The sequence below is a fragment of the Mycobacterium aquaticum genome (genome assembly GCF_002086485.1).
Lineage (GTDB): Bacteria > Actinomycetota > Actinomycetes > Mycobacteriales > Mycobacteriaceae > Mycobacterium > Mycobacterium aquaticum.
The window spans coordinates 91977-108342 of sequence record NZ_MVHF01000023.1; the positions used below are offsets into that span (position 1 = coordinate 91977).

General features: G+C 66.7%; 17 protein-coding genes. 9 read left to right on the plus strand and 8 right to left on the minus strand.

The features are described from left to right. Positions 1 to 150: 150 nt before the first annotated feature. Positions 151 to 804: a GntR family transcriptional regulator gene (locus BST13_RS21565; protein WP_083166049.1), complete on the plus strand. Its 654-nt coding sequence runs from the start codon at positions 151 to 153 to the stop codon at positions 802 to 804. Positions 805 to 885: 81 nt separating this feature from the next. Next, positions 886 to 1497, plus strand: coding sequence for a class I SAM-dependent methyltransferase (locus tag BST13_RS21570; protein WP_083166050.1), 612 nt, complete (start codon positions 886 to 888; stop codon positions 1495 to 1497). On the opposite strand, the gene BST13_RS21575 is transcribed toward BST13_RS21570, so the two are convergent. From BST13_RS21575 to BST13_RS21590, 4 genes are read right to left on the minus strand one after another with little or no spacing between them, the layout of a single operon-like run. After that, positions 1489 to 1950: a GNAT family N-acetyltransferase gene (locus BST13_RS21575; RefSeq protein ID WP_083166051.1), complete on the minus strand. Its 462-nt coding sequence runs from the start codon at positions 1948 to 1950 to the stop codon at positions 1489 to 1491. The two genes, BST13_RS21570 and BST13_RS21575, sit on opposite strands and share 9 nt — an antisense overlap. A gap of 43 nt (positions 1951 to 1993) precedes the next feature. Next, positions 1994 to 3562 carry a diol dehydratase reactivase ATPase-like domain-containing protein gene (locus BST13_RS21580; RefSeq protein WP_083166052.1) on the minus strand — a complete coding sequence of 523 codons (1569 nt, stop codon included), beginning with the start codon at positions 3560 to 3562 and terminating at the stop codon, positions 1994 to 1996. Beyond that, positions 3559 to 3918 carry a diol dehydratase small subunit gene (locus BST13_RS21585; protein WP_083166053.1) on the minus strand — a complete coding sequence of 120 codons (360 nt, stop codon included), beginning with the start codon at positions 3916 to 3918 and terminating at the stop codon, positions 3559 to 3561. The genes BST13_RS21580 and BST13_RS21585 overlap by 4 nt, the downstream gene beginning before the upstream one ends. Next, positions 3915 to 6200 (minus strand): propanediol/glycerol family dehydratase large subunit, encoded by a 2286-nt coding sequence (locus BST13_RS21590; RefSeq protein WP_083166054.1) that lies wholly within the window; start codon positions 6198 to 6200, stop codon positions 3915 to 3917. Before BST13_RS21590 ends, BST13_RS21585 begins: the two co-directional genes overlap by 4 nt. 259 nt (positions 6201 to 6459) lie before the next feature. On the opposite strand from BST13_RS21590, the gene BST13_RS21595 reads away from it, so the two are divergent. From BST13_RS21595 to BST13_RS21605, 3 genes are all read left to right on the plus strand, one after another. Beyond that, positions 6460 to 7893 carry an APC family permease gene (locus tag BST13_RS21595; protein WP_083166055.1) on the plus strand — a complete coding sequence of 478 codons (1434 nt, stop codon included), beginning with the start codon at positions 6460 to 6462 and terminating at the stop codon, positions 7891 to 7893. Between the two features lie 148 nt (positions 7894 to 8041). Then, the gene (locus BST13_RS21600) at positions 8042 to 9094 is read left to right on the plus strand and encodes a PucR family transcriptional regulator ligand-binding domain-containing protein (RefSeq protein WP_083166056.1); all 1053 of its coding nucleotides are present in this window, start codon (positions 8042 to 8044) and stop codon (positions 9092 to 9094) included. 132 nt (positions 9095 to 9226) lie between these two features. Then, positions 9227 to 9652, plus strand: coding sequence for a PASTA domain-containing protein (locus tag BST13_RS21605; RefSeq protein WP_083166057.1), 426 nt, complete (start codon positions 9227 to 9229; stop codon positions 9650 to 9652). A gap of 4 nt (positions 9653 to 9656) precedes the next feature. Here BST13_RS21605 and BST13_RS21610 read toward each other — a convergent pair whose 3' ends face one another. Continuing rightward, positions 9657 to 10907 carry a S1C family serine protease gene (locus BST13_RS21610; protein ID WP_083166078.1) on the minus strand — a complete coding sequence of 417 codons (1251 nt, stop codon included), beginning with the start codon at positions 10905 to 10907 and terminating at the stop codon, positions 9657 to 9659. Positions 10908 to 11417: 510 nt separating this feature from the next. Here BST13_RS21610 and BST13_RS21615 point away from each other — a divergent pair. Continuing rightward, positions 11418 to 12551: a hypothetical protein gene (locus BST13_RS21615; protein ID WP_083166058.1), complete on the plus strand. Its 1134-nt coding sequence runs from the start codon at positions 11418 to 11420 to the stop codon at positions 12549 to 12551. 44 nt (positions 12552 to 12595) lie between these two features. Then, positions 12596 to 13243: an FKBP-type peptidyl-prolyl cis-trans isomerase gene (locus BST13_RS21620; RefSeq protein WP_211296151.1), complete on the plus strand. Its 648-nt coding sequence runs from the start codon at positions 12596 to 12598 to the stop codon at positions 13241 to 13243. Between the two features lie 34 nt (positions 13244 to 13277). On the opposite strand, the gene BST13_RS21625 is transcribed toward BST13_RS21620, so the two are convergent. From BST13_RS21625 to BST13_RS21635, 3 genes are read right to left on the minus strand one after another with little or no spacing between them, the layout of a single operon-like run. After that, positions 13278 to 13943 (minus strand): FMN-binding negative transcriptional regulator, encoded by a 666-nt coding sequence (locus BST13_RS21625; RefSeq protein WP_083166060.1) that lies wholly within the window; start codon positions 13941 to 13943, stop codon positions 13278 to 13280. A 10-nt stretch (positions 13944 to 13953) separates the two neighbouring features. Further along, entirely contained in the window at positions 13954 to 14679 is a 726-nt protein-coding gene (locus BST13_RS21630; RefSeq protein WP_083166061.1) for a B3/B4 domain-containing protein, read from the minus strand. Beyond that, a complete protein-coding gene (locus BST13_RS21635; protein ID WP_211296152.1) occupies positions 14672 to 15277 on the minus strand; it encodes a helix-turn-helix domain-containing protein in 606 nt (201 codons plus the stop codon). Before BST13_RS21635 ends, BST13_RS21630 begins: the two co-directional genes overlap by 8 nt. Before the next feature lie 494 nt (positions 15278 to 15771). On the opposite strand from BST13_RS21635, the gene BST13_RS21640 reads away from it, so the two are divergent. Then, on the plus strand, positions 15772 to 16113 hold the full coding sequence (locus BST13_RS21640) for a heme-binding protein (protein WP_234792041.1): 342 nt from the start codon (positions 15772 to 15774) through the stop codon (positions 16111 to 16113). Further along, positions 16113 to 16366 (plus strand): hypothetical protein (locus BST13_RS21645; protein WP_083166063.1); only part of this gene is annotated, 254 nt, incomplete at its 3' end. The genes BST13_RS21640 and BST13_RS21645, both read left to right, overlap by 1 nt.

The following is a 16366-nucleotide window of genomic DNA, read 5'->3' on the forward strand; positions in this document are numbered from 1 at the left end:
GGTCTCCTTCAAGGCAATCACGCGGGCACGCAAGGGCATCAGTATGGACGGCCCGTCCGAGAGTCGTATGACTTCGCATCACCATGAGTATTTTCTGTATACAGAACAATCCGAAATGTATGCTCAGCAGAACGCGAACTTGGAGGGCAGGTGCAACGGACGCCATTTCACAGCGCATTTCGTGCCGATCTGCTGGCGGGCCGGTTCTCCACGGCCGAGCCGCTCAGCGAGAGCACCCTCACCGCCGCATACGGAGTTTCACGGACTCCGGTCCGAGAAGCGCTCAGTCGGCTCGAGCAGGAGGGCCTGATCACCCGATCCGCCCGCGGCTACCGCATCCGCTCCGGCACACCCGACGATGTGATCGAGATCTACGACGTGCGCATCGCACTGGAGAAGGCGGCCGCCGAGGCAGCTGCGGCTCGGCGAACCGAACTGCAGGTCGCGCAGCTCGCACAGCTACACCAGCACGCGGTTGCCGCGAAAGATCCCGCCACAGCAAGGCAGTTCAACTCGCAGTGGCACGAGGTGCTGTGGGCCGCATCGCACAATGCGACCCTCAGGGAGACATTGACCAACCTGGTGGCGCGGCTGCGCCTTTGTGACCGCGAGGCGATACACCGCGACGATCTCGCCGACGTCGTCGTCGAACACGCGGCGATCATGGACGCCATCCGTGAACGTGACGGCGAAGCCGCCAGCGCCGCCATCACCACGCACCTCCAACGGACCAAGCAGGAACGCCTCGACACCTTTGCGCGCCTTTACAGCGCGCCGCCACTGTCGCCCAACGATCTTCGTTAACCGACTGGATTCTGAGGTGGGCGGCCGCCAGAGGTAGCGACCAGCGGATCACCATGCCGGCGCCGCTGCGACAATGGGCATATGGTCGAGCAGAGCATCTGGATGCAAAAGGTCGCGGCCGACCCGGGCCATTCCCAGTGGTACATCGAGCGGTTTCGTTCCATGGCGCGCGCAGGCCAGGACCTGGCCGGCGAGGCTCGACTGATCGACGCGATGGTCCCCCGCGGTGCCCGCATTCTCGATGCCGGCTGCGGTCCAGGGCGTCTCGGCGGATATCTCGCGGAGGCCGGCCACACCGTGGTCGGTGTCGATGTCGACCCGGCTCTGATCGCCGCCGCAGAGCAAGATCACCCCGGACCACGCTGGCTCGTCGGCGACCTCGCCGAACTCGACCTGCCTTCTCGCGGAATCCCCGAGCCGTTCGACATCATCGTGTCGGCAGGCAACGTGATGACCTTTCTCGCCCCGAGCACCCGAGTTCAGGTGCTCGGCCGTCTGCGTGCGCACCTGGACGACAGCGGCCGAGCGGTGATCGGGTTCGGGAGCGGCCGTGATTACGAGTTCAGTCAGTTTTTCGACGATGCTGCCGCGGCCGGATTCACGCCGGACGTGCTGTTGTCGACCTGGGATCTGCGTCCGTTCACCGAGAACTCCGACTTCCTCGTCGCAATTCTTCGGCCGTCGTCAGCGTAGGAGCTTGGCGAGGAAGACCCGGTCGAACCCGTCTTCGCAACGCCGCTCGATCTCGACGTAACCGAGGCGTGAGTACCACGCGATGTTCTCGGTCATCGCCACGTTGGTGTACAGACGCGTCTCGTGATAGCCCAGTTGCCTTGCCCTGCAGTCGGCTTCGGCAAGCAACAGCCGCCCGTAACCCTGACCTTGGGCGGTGGGCGCGATCGCGACATTCTCGATCAGCAGATGGCCGACGGCAGGGACCAACACGATGACGCCGACGATGCCATCGCCGTCCTGCAGGACGCTCACGTGGTCGGTCGTGCGCACGAGTTCGTGGTAGTCGACCGACATGGGCGCAGGCTCGCGTCCGATCCTGCCGACGTAGGGTGCGTACGCCTCGGCGACGATTCGGGTGATCGACGCCGCGTCAGCGGGTGTCGCGCGGCGGATGACGCCGTTACCCCACATCGGCCCGGGCCTCCATTTCAATCGCACAATACGGGCGCCGAAGTCAGTGTGCTGCGGCCGCCAACGCAACCAGCCCGTACGCGACCGCGAACCGATGACCCAGCTGACCGCGCACGTTACCGCGCCCGACAGCGACGCGATGACCGAGCCGTTCGCTGACCGCCCGAACGAGTTCGTCGTCACCGGCACCGCCCCCGACCAGCAGGACGCCGCCGGCGTCAGGAGCCACCTTCTCGATGCCCCGCATCACGTTGCCGCCGATCACCATCCGCTTGGCCGCCAACCGCCAGCTGCGCCATTCAGCCCCGGATAGCCGCGACGTGAACGGCAGCAGACCGCTCGGGGCCGAGGTCAGGAGCCAACCGGTACATCGTCCGTCGACGGGTTTGTCGAGGAATCGCCGTCGACCGTGTTCGTCTTCGACGAGCTGAACCGTTACGGCGGTGAGCGCCTCCGCCCGTTTGGCGTATTCGGCAGCGCTCCTGGATATTTCGAGTGCCGTGGCCGTGGCGCTGGTGAGAAGCTGCCCAGCGCCAGGAAGAACGACGCGCGCGTCGTCGGTGACGACGTCGACAGTTCCGCCTCCGATGTCGACGACCACGACGTCCGCGGTGACACCGGGTGTGGTGAGCGCGCCGGCACGTGCTGCCGCAGCCTCGGCATCAATGCGGGTCACCGGTACTCCGAGAGCGGTGCTGAGCGCATCGACATCCGCCGGTGCGAGATTCCCACCACCCAGGGTCGCCATCACCAGGCTGTCCACCGCGACCGAACCGCGGCGTGAATTCGCTTGCGCAGCAATGTCGGCCAGATAGATGACCAAAGCCTCATCGCCGCCGGTCGGTTCGGGCTGCGCGGAGGGCATCGTGGTGCGCGTGCCGCCGTCCAGACAGACCACCGCACACGCGCTGTCGAACAGCGAATCGGCCACGGCACGGGCGTCGGCACGTTCGTCATCGCGCAGGCCGAACACGTCAACGAGCCAGAACGGATCGGTGAGCCGCTGCAGTGGTCCCGTCCCCTGCCGCACCTCCACCGCGACGAGGTCTGCCGACAGCGCTCGCCGCACATCGACGTCGTCGACCACCGGAACCCCGACCCTCAACCGGTTCGACACGAGCACCGCCTCGTCGTTGGCGGTCAGCACCGCGACGACGTTGCGGCCGGCCTCGACAGCCTCGTTCACGAGGCCGGCGACCGCGCGGTAATCCCACTCCTTCGTTGCGCACGCCACGACAGGATGCTCGGATGTCCCCTCGCGCAAGCGTTCCACCGGCGTCGGCAGCCCGACGCCCGCGTCGTCGCCGGCGGTGGTGGCCGCCGAACGGGTCGCAACGGTGAGCCGGCCCGTGGGACGCACCGCCAACCGGACGCGTTCGACGGCCGAGGAGACCGGCTGGGTCGGCGCGAACGCGGCCCTGTCGACCACCAGTCCATGGGAGTCGGCCAGACGTCGCACAAGCTGGGCTGCGCCCTGCACGGCCCGCATCGACCCCTTCCCACCGCGGGTCGGAGTCCGCCCGCTCGCCAGCACGTCGGACCCGTCGACTCCGGTGCAGAGCACCACCTCGGTGGTGGCGTTACCGATGTCGATGCCGGCCCACACGGTCATCGCAACAAGCCACGCCGCCGGTACACCGCAGCCGCCTCGCGCACGAACTCCGCGCAGGTGTGGGCCTCCTGCGCGGCGAGTCGATCTGCCACCGCGTGCAACTCCTCGAACGTGGAACGCCCCGGCCGCAGCGCCTCGTAGGCGGCGAGCATGTCTTCGGCACTCAGGGCGGTCAGCTCGGACGCCCGCCGAAGATTCTGGGCCAATTGGACCGACCCGGCCTGGTCAGCGATGTCGGCCTGACCGAGCAGCGTTTCCCGGCTGATCCGGACGTCATCGAGTGTCAGGGCGCCGTTGCGGGCGGCTTCGACGGTGACGTCGTGGACGCTGCGGCCCGAGTGTGACGTGGCGGTCATCGCTTGAACTCCAATTCGACGTGCGGGTTGGTGCTGTCGTCTCCGTTGCGGCACAGGGATTCTCGGCGCTCGATGGCGACCATCGCAACAACCCTGGTGTGATACCGAGCCGTGATCGCCTCCTCGGTGTAGGCGTTGCGCATCGGGGCGGGCGTCGTGCCCTTGGCGTGCCTGCCCGCATTGATGCCGATGAGTCGGTACATCTCCGGGGTGATCAGCGGAGCGATGCTGAGCAGTTCGAGGTTGGCCAGCGGGGACAGGTCGCGGCGGTGGATGATGGTGGTTCCCTTGGCCTGTAGCCCGACCGAGATTCCGGACCCGGACAGCCGCGCCGCGGATTTTCCGATCGCGCCGAGGTCGATGCTGTGGGCGATCCGCACCAGCCGCGGCACGCACTGCTCCTCCTCGAGACCAGCGAAGATCTGCTCAAGGGCGTCGTAGATGGTCATGCCGGAAAGGGTGCGAAACAGCTTGGTGCCGAAGGCAGGTGACACTCCGATGACGACCTCCCGCGGATCCTCGCCCACCTGCGCCGGGCCGCAGACGATCAAGCGGTCCGGTTCGGCGAAACCAGCCTGCTCCCTCACCAGGTCGGTGACCGACCGTGCCTGCCGCACACTGTCGATCTGGGCCTGCCGTTCGGCCGACGGCCGATAACCGGTGCCCGGGCCGCGGTAGTCATTGGGGTCGGTGAGAGCCGACAGCACGTTCATCTCCTCATCGAAGATCGCGGCGGTCTGCAGGTAGTCGCCGGAGATCCGGGCCCGGGCCATACCCAGGACGCGATCGGCGATGTCAGGGAATCCCGTCTCGGCGAGCGCGGCGACGACGTCGAGGACGGTGAGCCCGGATTGCTCGATCATCCTGGCCGCGCTGAGCACGCGCACCCCGTCGGTACTCGGTAGGTCCTTCGAACCTTCCGCTCCCACAACAGCTTCGACGTGATCATCATCGAAGTCGGCGAGACCAAGGTATTCGAAGACCGCACGGGTGGCCTCGGCAGCCTGGCGGCGCATGGCTTCCAAGGTGGTCGGGTCGACCGACCGCAACCCACCGTCGACACCCCAGTCGCGCTGCAACACCAGATAGTCGTCGAGGTCGCCGGCATTGAAGTTGGAAGGCCCGAACATGTTGTCGTAGGCCATCACCGAGCCGAAACCGGAGAAGATGAAATCCGACCCGGACAACAGCACCGGAAGTGTCCGGCTGGTGCGGCGCATCGTCGATTCGGAGACCAGGGTGTCGTTTCCGCTGCATGACTCCAGCCCGCGAAGCATGACCATGAGGTTTTCAGCGATGAGCTCGCGAACGCCCCCGGGTACCGATGCCGTGATCGACGCACCGTCGATACCGCCGTTCTGAACCCCCTGGGCCCCGATGCCCTTGGCAAGGGCCACACATCGGGATTCCAGGTAGTTCATCGACTTTCGCTCGGCCTCGCCCATCAGGACCTCGGATCCGGCGCCGCTGGACAGCCGCATCTTGATACCACGGGAGGCGTAGCACGAGGTCAGGAAGGCCTTGGACCACGGGGTGTCGTCACCGTCGGTGAAAACCTGTTCGGTGCCGTACACCGATACCGTCTCGGCGTACGAAACCAGGCCGCGCACACCCATTTCCAGCTCGCGGGCCTCTTCCACCGAACATTGCGTCAGCGCGCCGGGGGCGGGCACCTGGGAGCCGATCAGCAGGCCGACGGCGACGGCCGGGGCATCGTCGAGAACCGGGACGGTCGCCTCCAATTCCCGGAAGCCGTATACCACCGCGGTCGCGGCATCCGCCGCGATCAGCAGTGGGTCGTCGAGACGATTTGTCACGTGAGCCTGGTTGGCCGGAGTGCGACGGGCACGCATCTTCATCATCGCCATCTGGATCTCGACCGGCTGCAGCATCGCCACGACGCGAGCCATCTTCGCCGGGGTCAGTCCTGCACAGACCCTCAACACCTGCTCGCGGGAGACGCTTGAGTCGACGATCATCCGCGCCAGATCGACCTCGGCGATCGCCATCGACCGCGGCGCCTCGGCACGATCGATGGCGTACCGCACGATGAACTCGTCGATCGTGTCGAAGTCCGTGGCTCGCGTCGAATCCATCTCCAGCACGGTTCCGTCGTCGGCCACGACCCACGACGGTTCCGGGTCGTGCGGTGACAGATGCGAGATCATTCCCAGTTCCGGGTCGGCTTCGGCGAATCCGTCGAGGTTGACGCGCTGCTCATCCAACATCCGGATCCGCCCGAGCCGGTGATCCTGCTCAAACTCGGTGCCGCTCAGGTACATACCGGTCCCCCATACCTCTCTCGTACACGACGGGCTCAGCATCGACGGAACTGCACGGGCGGGACAACGGTCTGCGCCCGGCTTCCACCAACATGTTGAGGCAGTCCTCACCGCGGCGGCACCGGTGTGACGTGGCCTACAACAATGTGTTGGAAAGTCGTAGAGACCCTCTGACAGCCGGTGTGCCCTTCTCGCAGACTTGCGCCGAACTTCACGCAGCCGCCGTCCGCGACTGCGCTGTGAGAGGAGGAATCCACCCATGACCGAGGTTGTCAACGCGGACAACACGCCTCGCGGCGATACGTCACCGGAGCGTCATCCGGCCAAACTGCGCGGGCACCTCGGCGTGCCCGCCATCGTGTTGATGGTCGTGGCCGCGGCGGCGCCGCTGTCGACCATCGGTGGCAACGTGCCGATCGCGATGGTGCTCGGAAACACCACGGGCATCCCGGTCGCATTCGTCGTCGCCGGCGTGATCTTCCTGCTCTTCGCGGCCAGCTTCGTCGCGATGTCGAAGTACGTCACCGATGCCGGCGCGTTCTACGCCTACATCAGGAAGTCCCTCGGCCGCGCGGCCGGAACCGGAGCTGCCGTCCTCGCCCTCCCGGCCTACATGGCGACTCTGCTCGCCGTCGCCGCGTACGACGGTGTCATCCTCAACGGCCTCATCACGCGATTCGACGGGCCGGACATCCCGTGGTGGGTGCTCACCGGCGTGGTGCTCGCGATTGTCGCCTGGCTGGGCTACCGCGACATCGACCTCAGCGCCAAGGTCCTCGGTGTCTTCCTGGTCTCCGAAGTCGCCATCCTGCTGGTCCTCGACCTGGTCATCGTGGTGCGCGGTGGTGAACACGGCATCACCGGCGACTCGTTCACCCCGCAGGGCATCGCCGGCGGATTCGGCATCGCCCTGCTGTACGCGCTGTGGGGCTTCGTCGGTGTCGAGGCGACCGCCGTGTTCCGGGACGAGGCCAAAGACCCCGACCGCACCGTGCCCCGCGCCACCTACTGGGCGGTGGGCATCGTGGCGGCGTTCTACGCCTTCTCCAGCTGGGCTCTCATCGAGGGCAACGGCGGACACGACGCCATCCAGGCGGCCAAGGACGATCCCGACAACTTCATGGTGAACACCGCCCAGCAGTACCTCGGAATGGTGGGCCGCGATCTGAACACCGCGTTCTGGTTCGTCAGTGTTTTCGCGTGCGCCTTGGCATTCCACAACATCAGCTCGCGGTATGCGTTCGTCCTGGGGCAGAGCGGGGTCTTCTCGAAGAAGATCGGCCAGGTGCATCCACGGCACGGCTCGCCGTCCAACTCGTCCCTGGTCATCACCGTGGCGTCGTTCGTGATCATGGCTGTCCTCGCCGCACTGAAGCTGGACCCGGTGCTGCAGATCTTCGGCCCGCTGGGCGGCTTGGGAATCCTGGCGCTGGCGATCCTGTGGCTGCTGACGACCGTCTCGGTGGTGATCTTCTTCCGCCGCCGCGGCGGGTCCACCGGCACCGTGGTACTCGCGTCGGCCGCGACCCTGGTCCTGGCCGCGGCACTGGTGCTGGTCGTGTCGAACCTGACCCTGGTGGTCGGTGGGACGCCCACCCTTGCCGCGATCTTCGGCGTGATGCCGCTGGTGTTCTTCGGCGTCGGGATGCTGCTGAGCCGGCGGGCGACCGCGGAGCTCTCAGCGGCTCCGTGATTGCCGTCACTCACCGACCGATCTCCTGATTCCACTGCCTGGCAGGGCGCTGATACCGTCGGATCCGGTGTCGGCGCCCTGCGGCAGTCTCGCCGGCGCCGGTACCGAACAACCGAGCCGAATACGGTCGATCAGCAGAAGGGACGACATGTCGCGGGACACGCCGCTGAGCGTCGCGGCGGCCTTGACCGTTCCGCCGCTGGACCAGGGGTCGGTCGTCGCCGGGCATCGCGGTTTGACGCGCGAAGTCCACTGGGTGGACATCAAGCACGCTCCCGCCGAGTCTTTCGTCCGCGCAGGCGATCTCGTCCTGACCACCGGTGCCGACATCCATCAGCCGGGGGTGCGGGAATTCCTCACCTACGTCGTGTCCTCCCAGGCCGCCGGGGTGGTGGTGAACCCTCCGCCCGACGTCGCCGTCCACGAACTCCTGGCGTCACTGGTCCCGCTCGCCGATCACCACGAGTTCCCGGTGGTGCTGTTGCCCTGGGAAGTCGCGTTCTCCCAGGTACAGCGAAACCTCCTGCCGTTGGTCAGCCCGTCGTCGCCCGACGCCCAGATCGAAATGGCCATCGGCCGCCGTGAACACGAGCACGCCGCGTGGATCGACGTCGCCGGCGCCTTCGCGCAAGCCCTGCACGACTCGGCGGGCGCGGCCGGCCTGTCGGTGAGGTCCTCGGTGACCGAGGACCTCGTGATGTGTCAGTTCTCGTCGGCCCAGTCTGCGGCGACAGTGTCGGCGTTGGTCGCGTCTGCTCAGCAGCTCAGTGCGCTGCCGGAAAACCTCGTCAATTGGGTGCTGCTTCCCGCCCTGCAGGGGCAGGCCGTCACCGTCGCGCCGTCGGTGGCCGCACCGGTGACCGAAAAACCCGCCGGCTCATGGCAATTCGCTGAAGTTCTGCGTCAGCATCCGAGGTGTATGGCCACCATCCTGCAAACATTGCAGCCATTGGTCGAGTACGACAAGACCCGCCGCGGCCAACTCGTGCACACATTGGAGATCCTCCTCGACGAAGCCACGAACATCAGCGCGGCCGCCCGAGCGCTGTTTCTGAACCGGCACTCCCTCATGTATCGCATCAAGCTCATCGAGGAACTCACGGGCCTGTCGCTGAAAAACCCGGCCGACCGGTTCCAACTGGAGGTCAGCGTTCGCGTCCACCGAATCAACGAGGCACGCGTCGCCAGCCTTCGCCCGTGACGGCGTGATCCACACCCGCCAACCGAATCCGCAGCGAAAGTCCAAAGAGCTGCCAGATCCATCTCAGCGTCCCAACAGCGCGCCGGTCATAACGTCGCTCGAGCGATACGAAGGCAATCTGATCGGAGGACGATGGGCAAGCTGGTCGGCAAAGCCGCCATAGCAATCAGCGCGGCAGCCATTCCGGTGGGAATCTTGGCGACCGGCGTGGCCTCGGCGGACGACTACGCAGGTAAGACCTACGCCGACGCTCAGGCAGCGCTGTCGGCCGCGAGCATGAAGGGTGTCATCGCCACCCGCTCGGGCGATACCCTGCCCGACGACAAGTGCGTGGTGACCAGCTCGGAGAAGGCACCCTGGATCAAGGGTGACAAGTTTGCCGCGGTCACCGACACCGTGCTGCTCAACCTGAACTGCAGCGCCACGGTGGCGTCGGCAACCCAGGCCGGCAACTCTGCGGCCAGCCCGGAAGGGCGGGCGGCGATTGCGGCCGCACAACAGCAGGCCGCTCAGGACCAGGCACAGGCCGCCGCCGACCAGAACAACAAGAAGCACTAGGAAGTTACGACTGCACCTGGCCCAGGGTGACCTGAACGGTCTGGGAGGCCCCCGACGGGTCATCGTAGGTCAACGTGACGTTGTCCCCCGGCGCCTTGGAACGAACCGCGGCGACCAGCGCGTCCGGACCGTCGATCACCTGGCTGTCCAGCTTGGTGATCACCGCGCCCCTGGGCAGGCCCGCCTGGGCTGCCGGGCCACCGTCGACGACCCCGGCGACGGCCGCGCCGTGCGAGTCCTCGGCAGACGCGAGCTGCACACCGAGGGAGGCGTGCTGGACGGTTCCCGTCGAAACCAGTTCGTCGGCAATGCGTTTGGCCTGATCCACCGGTATCGCGAAGCCGAGCCCGATGGACCCGCTCTGCCCGCCACCCTGCGAGCCCTGGCCACCGCCCAGTGAGGCGATCGCCGAGTTGACCCCGATGAGGTCGCCGTTCATGTCCACCAGCGCCCCTCCGGAGTTGCCCGGATTGATCGCGGCATCGGTCTGGATGGCGCTCATCACCGAGTGCTGACCGGTCTGCTCGTCGCCGGTCGCGACGGGACGGTCGAGTGCGCTGATGATGCCGGTTGTCACGGTCCCCTGAAGTCCCAGCGGCGAGCCGACCGCCACGACGTTCTGCCCCACCTTCAGGTCCTTCGAAGAACCGATGGTGATCGGCGTGAGCCCGGAGACGTTCTGGGCCCGAACCACGGCGATGTCATCGGCAGGGTCGGTGCCGACGACGGTGAACGGCACCGTGCGGCCGTCGGACATGGTGACCGTCGCCTGCGCAGCCCCGGAGACCCGGCCAGACGGTCTGGCGGACGGCCCGCCCGACGGATCCTGGGTGTCGGGTCCGTCCTGGCTGTCGCCGGGGTACTGGCCACCGGGGAACATTCCGCCCGGCAGTCCGGGGATCCGCATGCGAGGTCCGCTGTCGGAGGTCATCGGGCCCTGATTACCGGAATCCTGGGCGACGGCGGCCACCACGTGATTGTTGGTCAATATGAGCCCGTCGGCGCTGAGGACGATGCCAGAGCCCTCCTCACGCCCCTGCCCGGTTTCGATCTGCAGTTTCACCACGCTGGGCAGAACCTTGGCCGACACCTGCTCGACCGAGCCCGTGGGCGCGGCGCTTCCGGGCTGCGCCGGCGCCGAACCCTTTGCCGGCGCGGGCTTTCCGATGTTCACCGGGGCGGGCGCCTGCGCGCTGGGTGTCGCGTGCCCGGCGTGGTCCACCACGGCGACGGCCGTCGCGGCACCCGCGGCCATCGCCATTGCGGCCGTGCCGACGACAAGGACGCCGACACGAGAACGCTTTCGCTGATTCTGGTTTTGCTGGGCCGGTGGTTCTTGGAGCGGGGTACCCGCGTCGTGATGCGCCACGTACGGCGGTGGGTACGCCCCGGTGACGCCAGACGATGTGGGGGGATAGTGGTACCCGGACTGAGTCCACTGTTGCGGGTTATGGTTCTCAGACTGCTGTTTCGGGCGCCACTCATCGTGGCTTGGCTGTGACGAATTCCTCGACCAGTCACTCATTGCGTAGATTCTTCTTCCTCGAGACGCACGTACCCATGCGCCGTACCGGCGCCTGAAGGTAGGTTGCCTGCGCTGACTGAGGCTTTGCTGAGAATGAGTTCAATGCCGGCCAAGACTTTTCGAGCCTCCCCAGACGAGTGATTTCGCGAACCGGCTGACGGGGCGTACTACGCTTCGGGCGTCCAGAAGTTGTTGTCCTGCCCCGAGCGGAGAAGGCATGCACGTTCGGACGAGTATCCGATGACGGCGTCGGTCGCCGAATTGCGCGCCGCCGAACGCTGGTTTCTGGACCGCGGCCTTCCCTCGGTTTTGACAGCACGTGGCCGACTTCGCGCCGTGTGGCCACGATCGGCGCCTGCCTTGTCGGGTTTCGCAGTGCTGTCGGCATGTTCAGCGATGACCTACCTGCTCACCGGAACGACGACACTCGATGTCGATGAGGTCGACATCACCCCGGTTCAGTGGGTCGCGCTGGCTGTCGTGGCACTTGCGGTGCCCATCGCCGTCACTGTCGGCTGGCTGGTCGCGCGGACGACCACGGACCGCAGGCAGTCCGTAGCGTCGGCGGTCTCAGTGGTGATCGCCTTGGCCTGCAACATCATTCAGCGGGACTGGGCATCGTTGGCGGTGACGGTCTGCGCTGTCGGTGCGGTGCTCGCGCTGACAGCGTCCGGTCTGGGATCGGTGCTCGGGTGGGCCGCGCGGCTCGCCACGGCGCAGATCGCGGCGATCGGCGAATTGATGGTCGAGTCGCTACCGGTCGTACTGCTCACCGTGCTGGTGTTCTTCAACACCCACGTGTGGCTGATGGCTGCGACGATCACCCCGGTCAGGATGTGGCTGGCGGTCGGTCTGCTGGTCTTGATCGCCGTCGCCTTCGTGATCTCGCGCCTCGTCGAGCGAGCCAAGCCGATCCTGCAAGCAGCTTCGGCGTCTGCGCGGCATGGCGACCGGTTGAAGGGGACGCCCTTCGAACACATGGCAGACCCAGGGTCACCGTATCCACTCACCCGTGCCGAGCGATTCAACGAGGTGTTCGTTCTGGCCGCCACCCAAATCGTGCAAGTGCTGACCGTCGCCGCGGTCACCTCCGGGATCTTCTTCGTGTTGGGCCTCATCGTGCTGAGCCCCGAGGTCGCCGACAAGTGGACTCGTGGGGGCGCCGGATCCGCCAATATCCTCGGGCTCGTGCTGCCGGTCCCGCAGGCGCTCGCCTACACCACCCTGTTCCTCGGGTCGCTGACATTCATGTATGTCAGCGCCCGGGCAGTCACCGATACCGAATACCGAGCCACCTTCTTCGACCCGCTCATCGATGACCTCAAGCTGACGATGGTGGCGCGCAACAGGTACCGCTCCAACACTTCGGCCTAACCTGCTGACCGTCGAGCCGCTGCCTGGGCTGTAGCGTGGCGGCCGTGAACTCTTCTCGTGTGTCTCGTTCCGTCGCGTTCGCGGCCTGCGCCGCATCGATCGCCATGACACTCGCCGCGTGCGGGTCCCATGCGGGCAACCCGTCGGCGAGCACGTCAAGCGCCGCGGCGACACACACGTCGCCTGTCGAAGCAGCGCCCTCACCCGTCAGCACGACGGCACCCATCGCCAGCACCTGCCCCACGGCAGCCCCCAACACCGCAGGCACGCCCGAATGGACGCTGGCGGGCAGCACCGGGAACGTCTCCGTCACGGGTTCGACAGACACCGCGGCGCCGGACGTCAAGGTCGGCGCACCGTTCAGCGTGACCGAGACACAGGTGCACACCCTGGTTCCCGGCGATGGACCGGTCGTCGCGGACACCGCAACGGTGTCCGTCTGCTACATGGGCGTCAACGGCCGTGACGGCAATGTGTTCGACAGCAGCTACCAGCGCGGCGAACCGGTTCAATTCCCGCTCGACGGTGTGGTGACCGGCTTCAAGAAGGCCATCGCAGGACAGAAGATCGGTTCCACCGTGGCGGTCGCCATGACCCCGGCAGACGGTTACCCCGAAGGTGAGCCCCGTGCCGGGATCCAGAAGGGCGACACCCTGGTCTTTGCGATCAAGATTCTCGACGCCACGGGCTAGGCGGCGCCTGTGCTGCGCGACGCGCGGGACTTCGTCATCGGTTGTTACGGAACGTCTTCCAGTCGCCGATCGCGGCCAGTCGACGGCGCTGCTGGGCTGCGGCTCCGCTGTCGAGTCCATGGTTGCGGTCCTCGAGCTTGCCGATGACGCGTTCGCGGTGCTCGACCGGATTGTGGTCGTCGTACTTGAACTTCGCCTCGACGCGCACAACGGACAGTCGCAGGCCCCGGATCCCCGGGAGCATGCGCCCGTACGGACCGTCAGCCACGGCGACCTCGGCATGTCCCCCCTCGGGCTGGAAATCCCCGAGTTGAGCAGCCAGAATCGACACCTTGCCCTCGGCATCGTCGACCACTGTCGGCCGGCAGACGAACTGCACGGAGGTGTAGTAACTGGTCGGCACACCGTCCTCGTCGGGGCCGCCCGCCTTGGCGCGCCAATACGTCGGGATGTACGCGTAATCACCGATCACCACCAGCCGAACCTCGCCGGCCGCCTCCATGTGCGGCCACACCGGATTGGGCCGTGCCAGATGGACCAGCAGCTCCTCCCCGGCAACGGTGAAGTGAGTGGGCACCACCACCGGCGCCTGGGCGGGGTCGACGTTGTTGACCGCCAACATCCCGAACCGGTCGGTGTGGGCCAACCACTCCTGCCATTCGGCGGTCTCCAGTGCGGCATCCCACGGGTGGATCAGCATGTTTGAACTCCTAGGTTGTCGCTGAGCTGCTGGACATGAAGCGTTGCGCAACACGGACATTGGTGCCCAGCCCGCGCAACCGGATAGCCAGGTCGTCGGCGGCGGCATGCAGTTGCAGATCCGTCATCGCACCCAGCGCGTCGAGGATGAACAGCGCCGAAGTCGTGTCATCCCGAAGCTGGGTACGGCGGGCCTGACGCCAATTCCACCGCCGACAGGTCACCCCGGCGTCGTCGCACCACACGACTTCACCGGGTTCGGGATGCTCGACGACCCCCAGACCGTCGGCCGTGGTGTCGAAACTCTCATCGCCGGTGGCGCGGATCAGCTGTGGCGCTCCCTGGTACCGGGACAGGTCTTCACCGCCCACCGGCACCTGGTGCAGCACAGAGATCGCGTTGTAGATGTCGGTGAGCCGATTGACCCGCGGCAGACCCGAACCGGCCCGCCGCGTCAGCGCCTCCACGCTGTTGCGGGTGCGTTGCGGCTTCGCACCGAACGCTCGATACGCCTCGCGCCAGTCCGCGATGTGCGGGAGCTGGTCGACGGGAACTTCACTGATCGATTGAGCGGCAACGGATTCGGCCTGGCGCAGGAGCAGTTCACCGGCTTGGTCGCTGGGCCCGGGCACCAAGCCGTCGACTGCCAGCAGCACAGCTCGGTAATCGGGCCGCAAGGCGAAAACGGCGTCGTCGATGCGCGCGGCGTCGAGGAACGCCTCGAGAGATTCAGCCATGGAGGGGCTCCGAAGGTGCAGATGCTCCGCCCACGCCGGGTTCGAACACGGCCAACGAGAACCGCGCTCCGGTGGTGTGCGGATTGGCGTAGGCATGGTCGACATCGCCGGGAAAGGCGATGGCATCCCCGGTTTCCAGTGCGATCACCTCGTCGGCGACCTCGACCGTGATCGCACCGTCGAGGACGTGGACCAGTTCCTTGGTGCCGGCCGCGTGCGCCTCGCTGGCGTGCCGGTCCCCCGGTCCCAGCGACCAGTCCCACAACTCCATGACGTCCGGAGGGTTCGTTCCGGCGACCAACACACCGCGCCCACCGGCCGCGCCACTCCACAACTCCGCACCCTCGCCACAGCGAACCACCTTGACCGCCTTGGGTTCCGGTGGCTCCACCAGCGCCGGAAGCCCCACACCGAGAGCGTCGCTGAGCCGGAGCAGCGTGCCCACGCTGGGGTTGACGGCACCCTGCTCGACGCTGACCACCATGCGGCGACTGACCGAAGCGACCTCGGCGAGATGGTCCAAGGTCCAGCCGCGCGCCTGACGCTCCTGCTTGACCCGCGTACCGATCGCTGTTGCGAGTTTGGCTACCGAATCCACGGAGTGCACTATAGAGCACTAGCGGTGCATGAAGCCACACTGAAGGCCGTGCAGGGGTGGTAGCTGACGCAGTGCGGTCCTCCAGTTGTTCGCCAGTGGATGCCGACACCCGGGAGAGTCCTCGTCACGACGACCCGTGGGCGGCTCGCAAAGCCTTGGTGCACAACGGATTACCGAGCACGACGATGGTTACGGTCCGCCAACCAGGCGATCGAGCCGACAGCGAAATCAGCCGGATCGCGGCCGGCCGGGCTGTGCGCGGGAATGGTCGCGACGCCGGAGGTTTTTCCGACTTCCAGAACCCCTCCACGGCGCGGATGCCCGGCGGCGAAGACTGACGAAGACCCAGGAACACCAGGAGAATTCGGCAACGTGACCGGTCGCGGGCCCGCTATACTCCTGCTGCGCCGCAGCTCGATATCGGTGCCACAACCGGGAAGGATCGCCCTGCCATGCCAATGACTTCTTCGATTGCGCGACGGGCGGCACTGCCGATGGCCGGCGTTGCCGCCGCGCTCATGGCTTGCCTGCTCATGCCGGCGACCGCGGGTGCCGAGCCCGTTGACGCACCCAACTGCACGGCCGCAGACCTGGCCGGTGTCTCTGCGGGTGTCGCGGCATCGGTATCGGCATATCTGTTCACTCACCCGGACGTCAACGACTTCTACACCGGCCTGCGCGGCCAGCCCCGCGATCAGATGGCGGCTGCGGTGCGCACCTACTTCGACGGCAATCCGCAGGCCCATACGGATCTGCTCGGTATCCGCCAACCCCTAGTCGACTTCCGCAACCGCTGCGGCATGTCGGAACCCGACCAGCCACTGCTGGGGCAGTGATGTTGAGATCATCGACCCTGTCACGGTCACGCCGATCCTGGATCGCGGCGGCGTTGGCGACAGCCGCCATTCCGGGTGCGATCGTGTTCATCACGCCCGCGGGTACCGCCGCGGCCGACGTGTGCGTCGGCGCGGGCCGCCGAATCAATGTCAGCGGCTGCGCGAACATCGCCGACGCCATCGCGCCCTACGTCCCGCCACCCACCTACTACGCACCGTTACCTGAGGACGTGCCACCACCGCCTCCCCCACC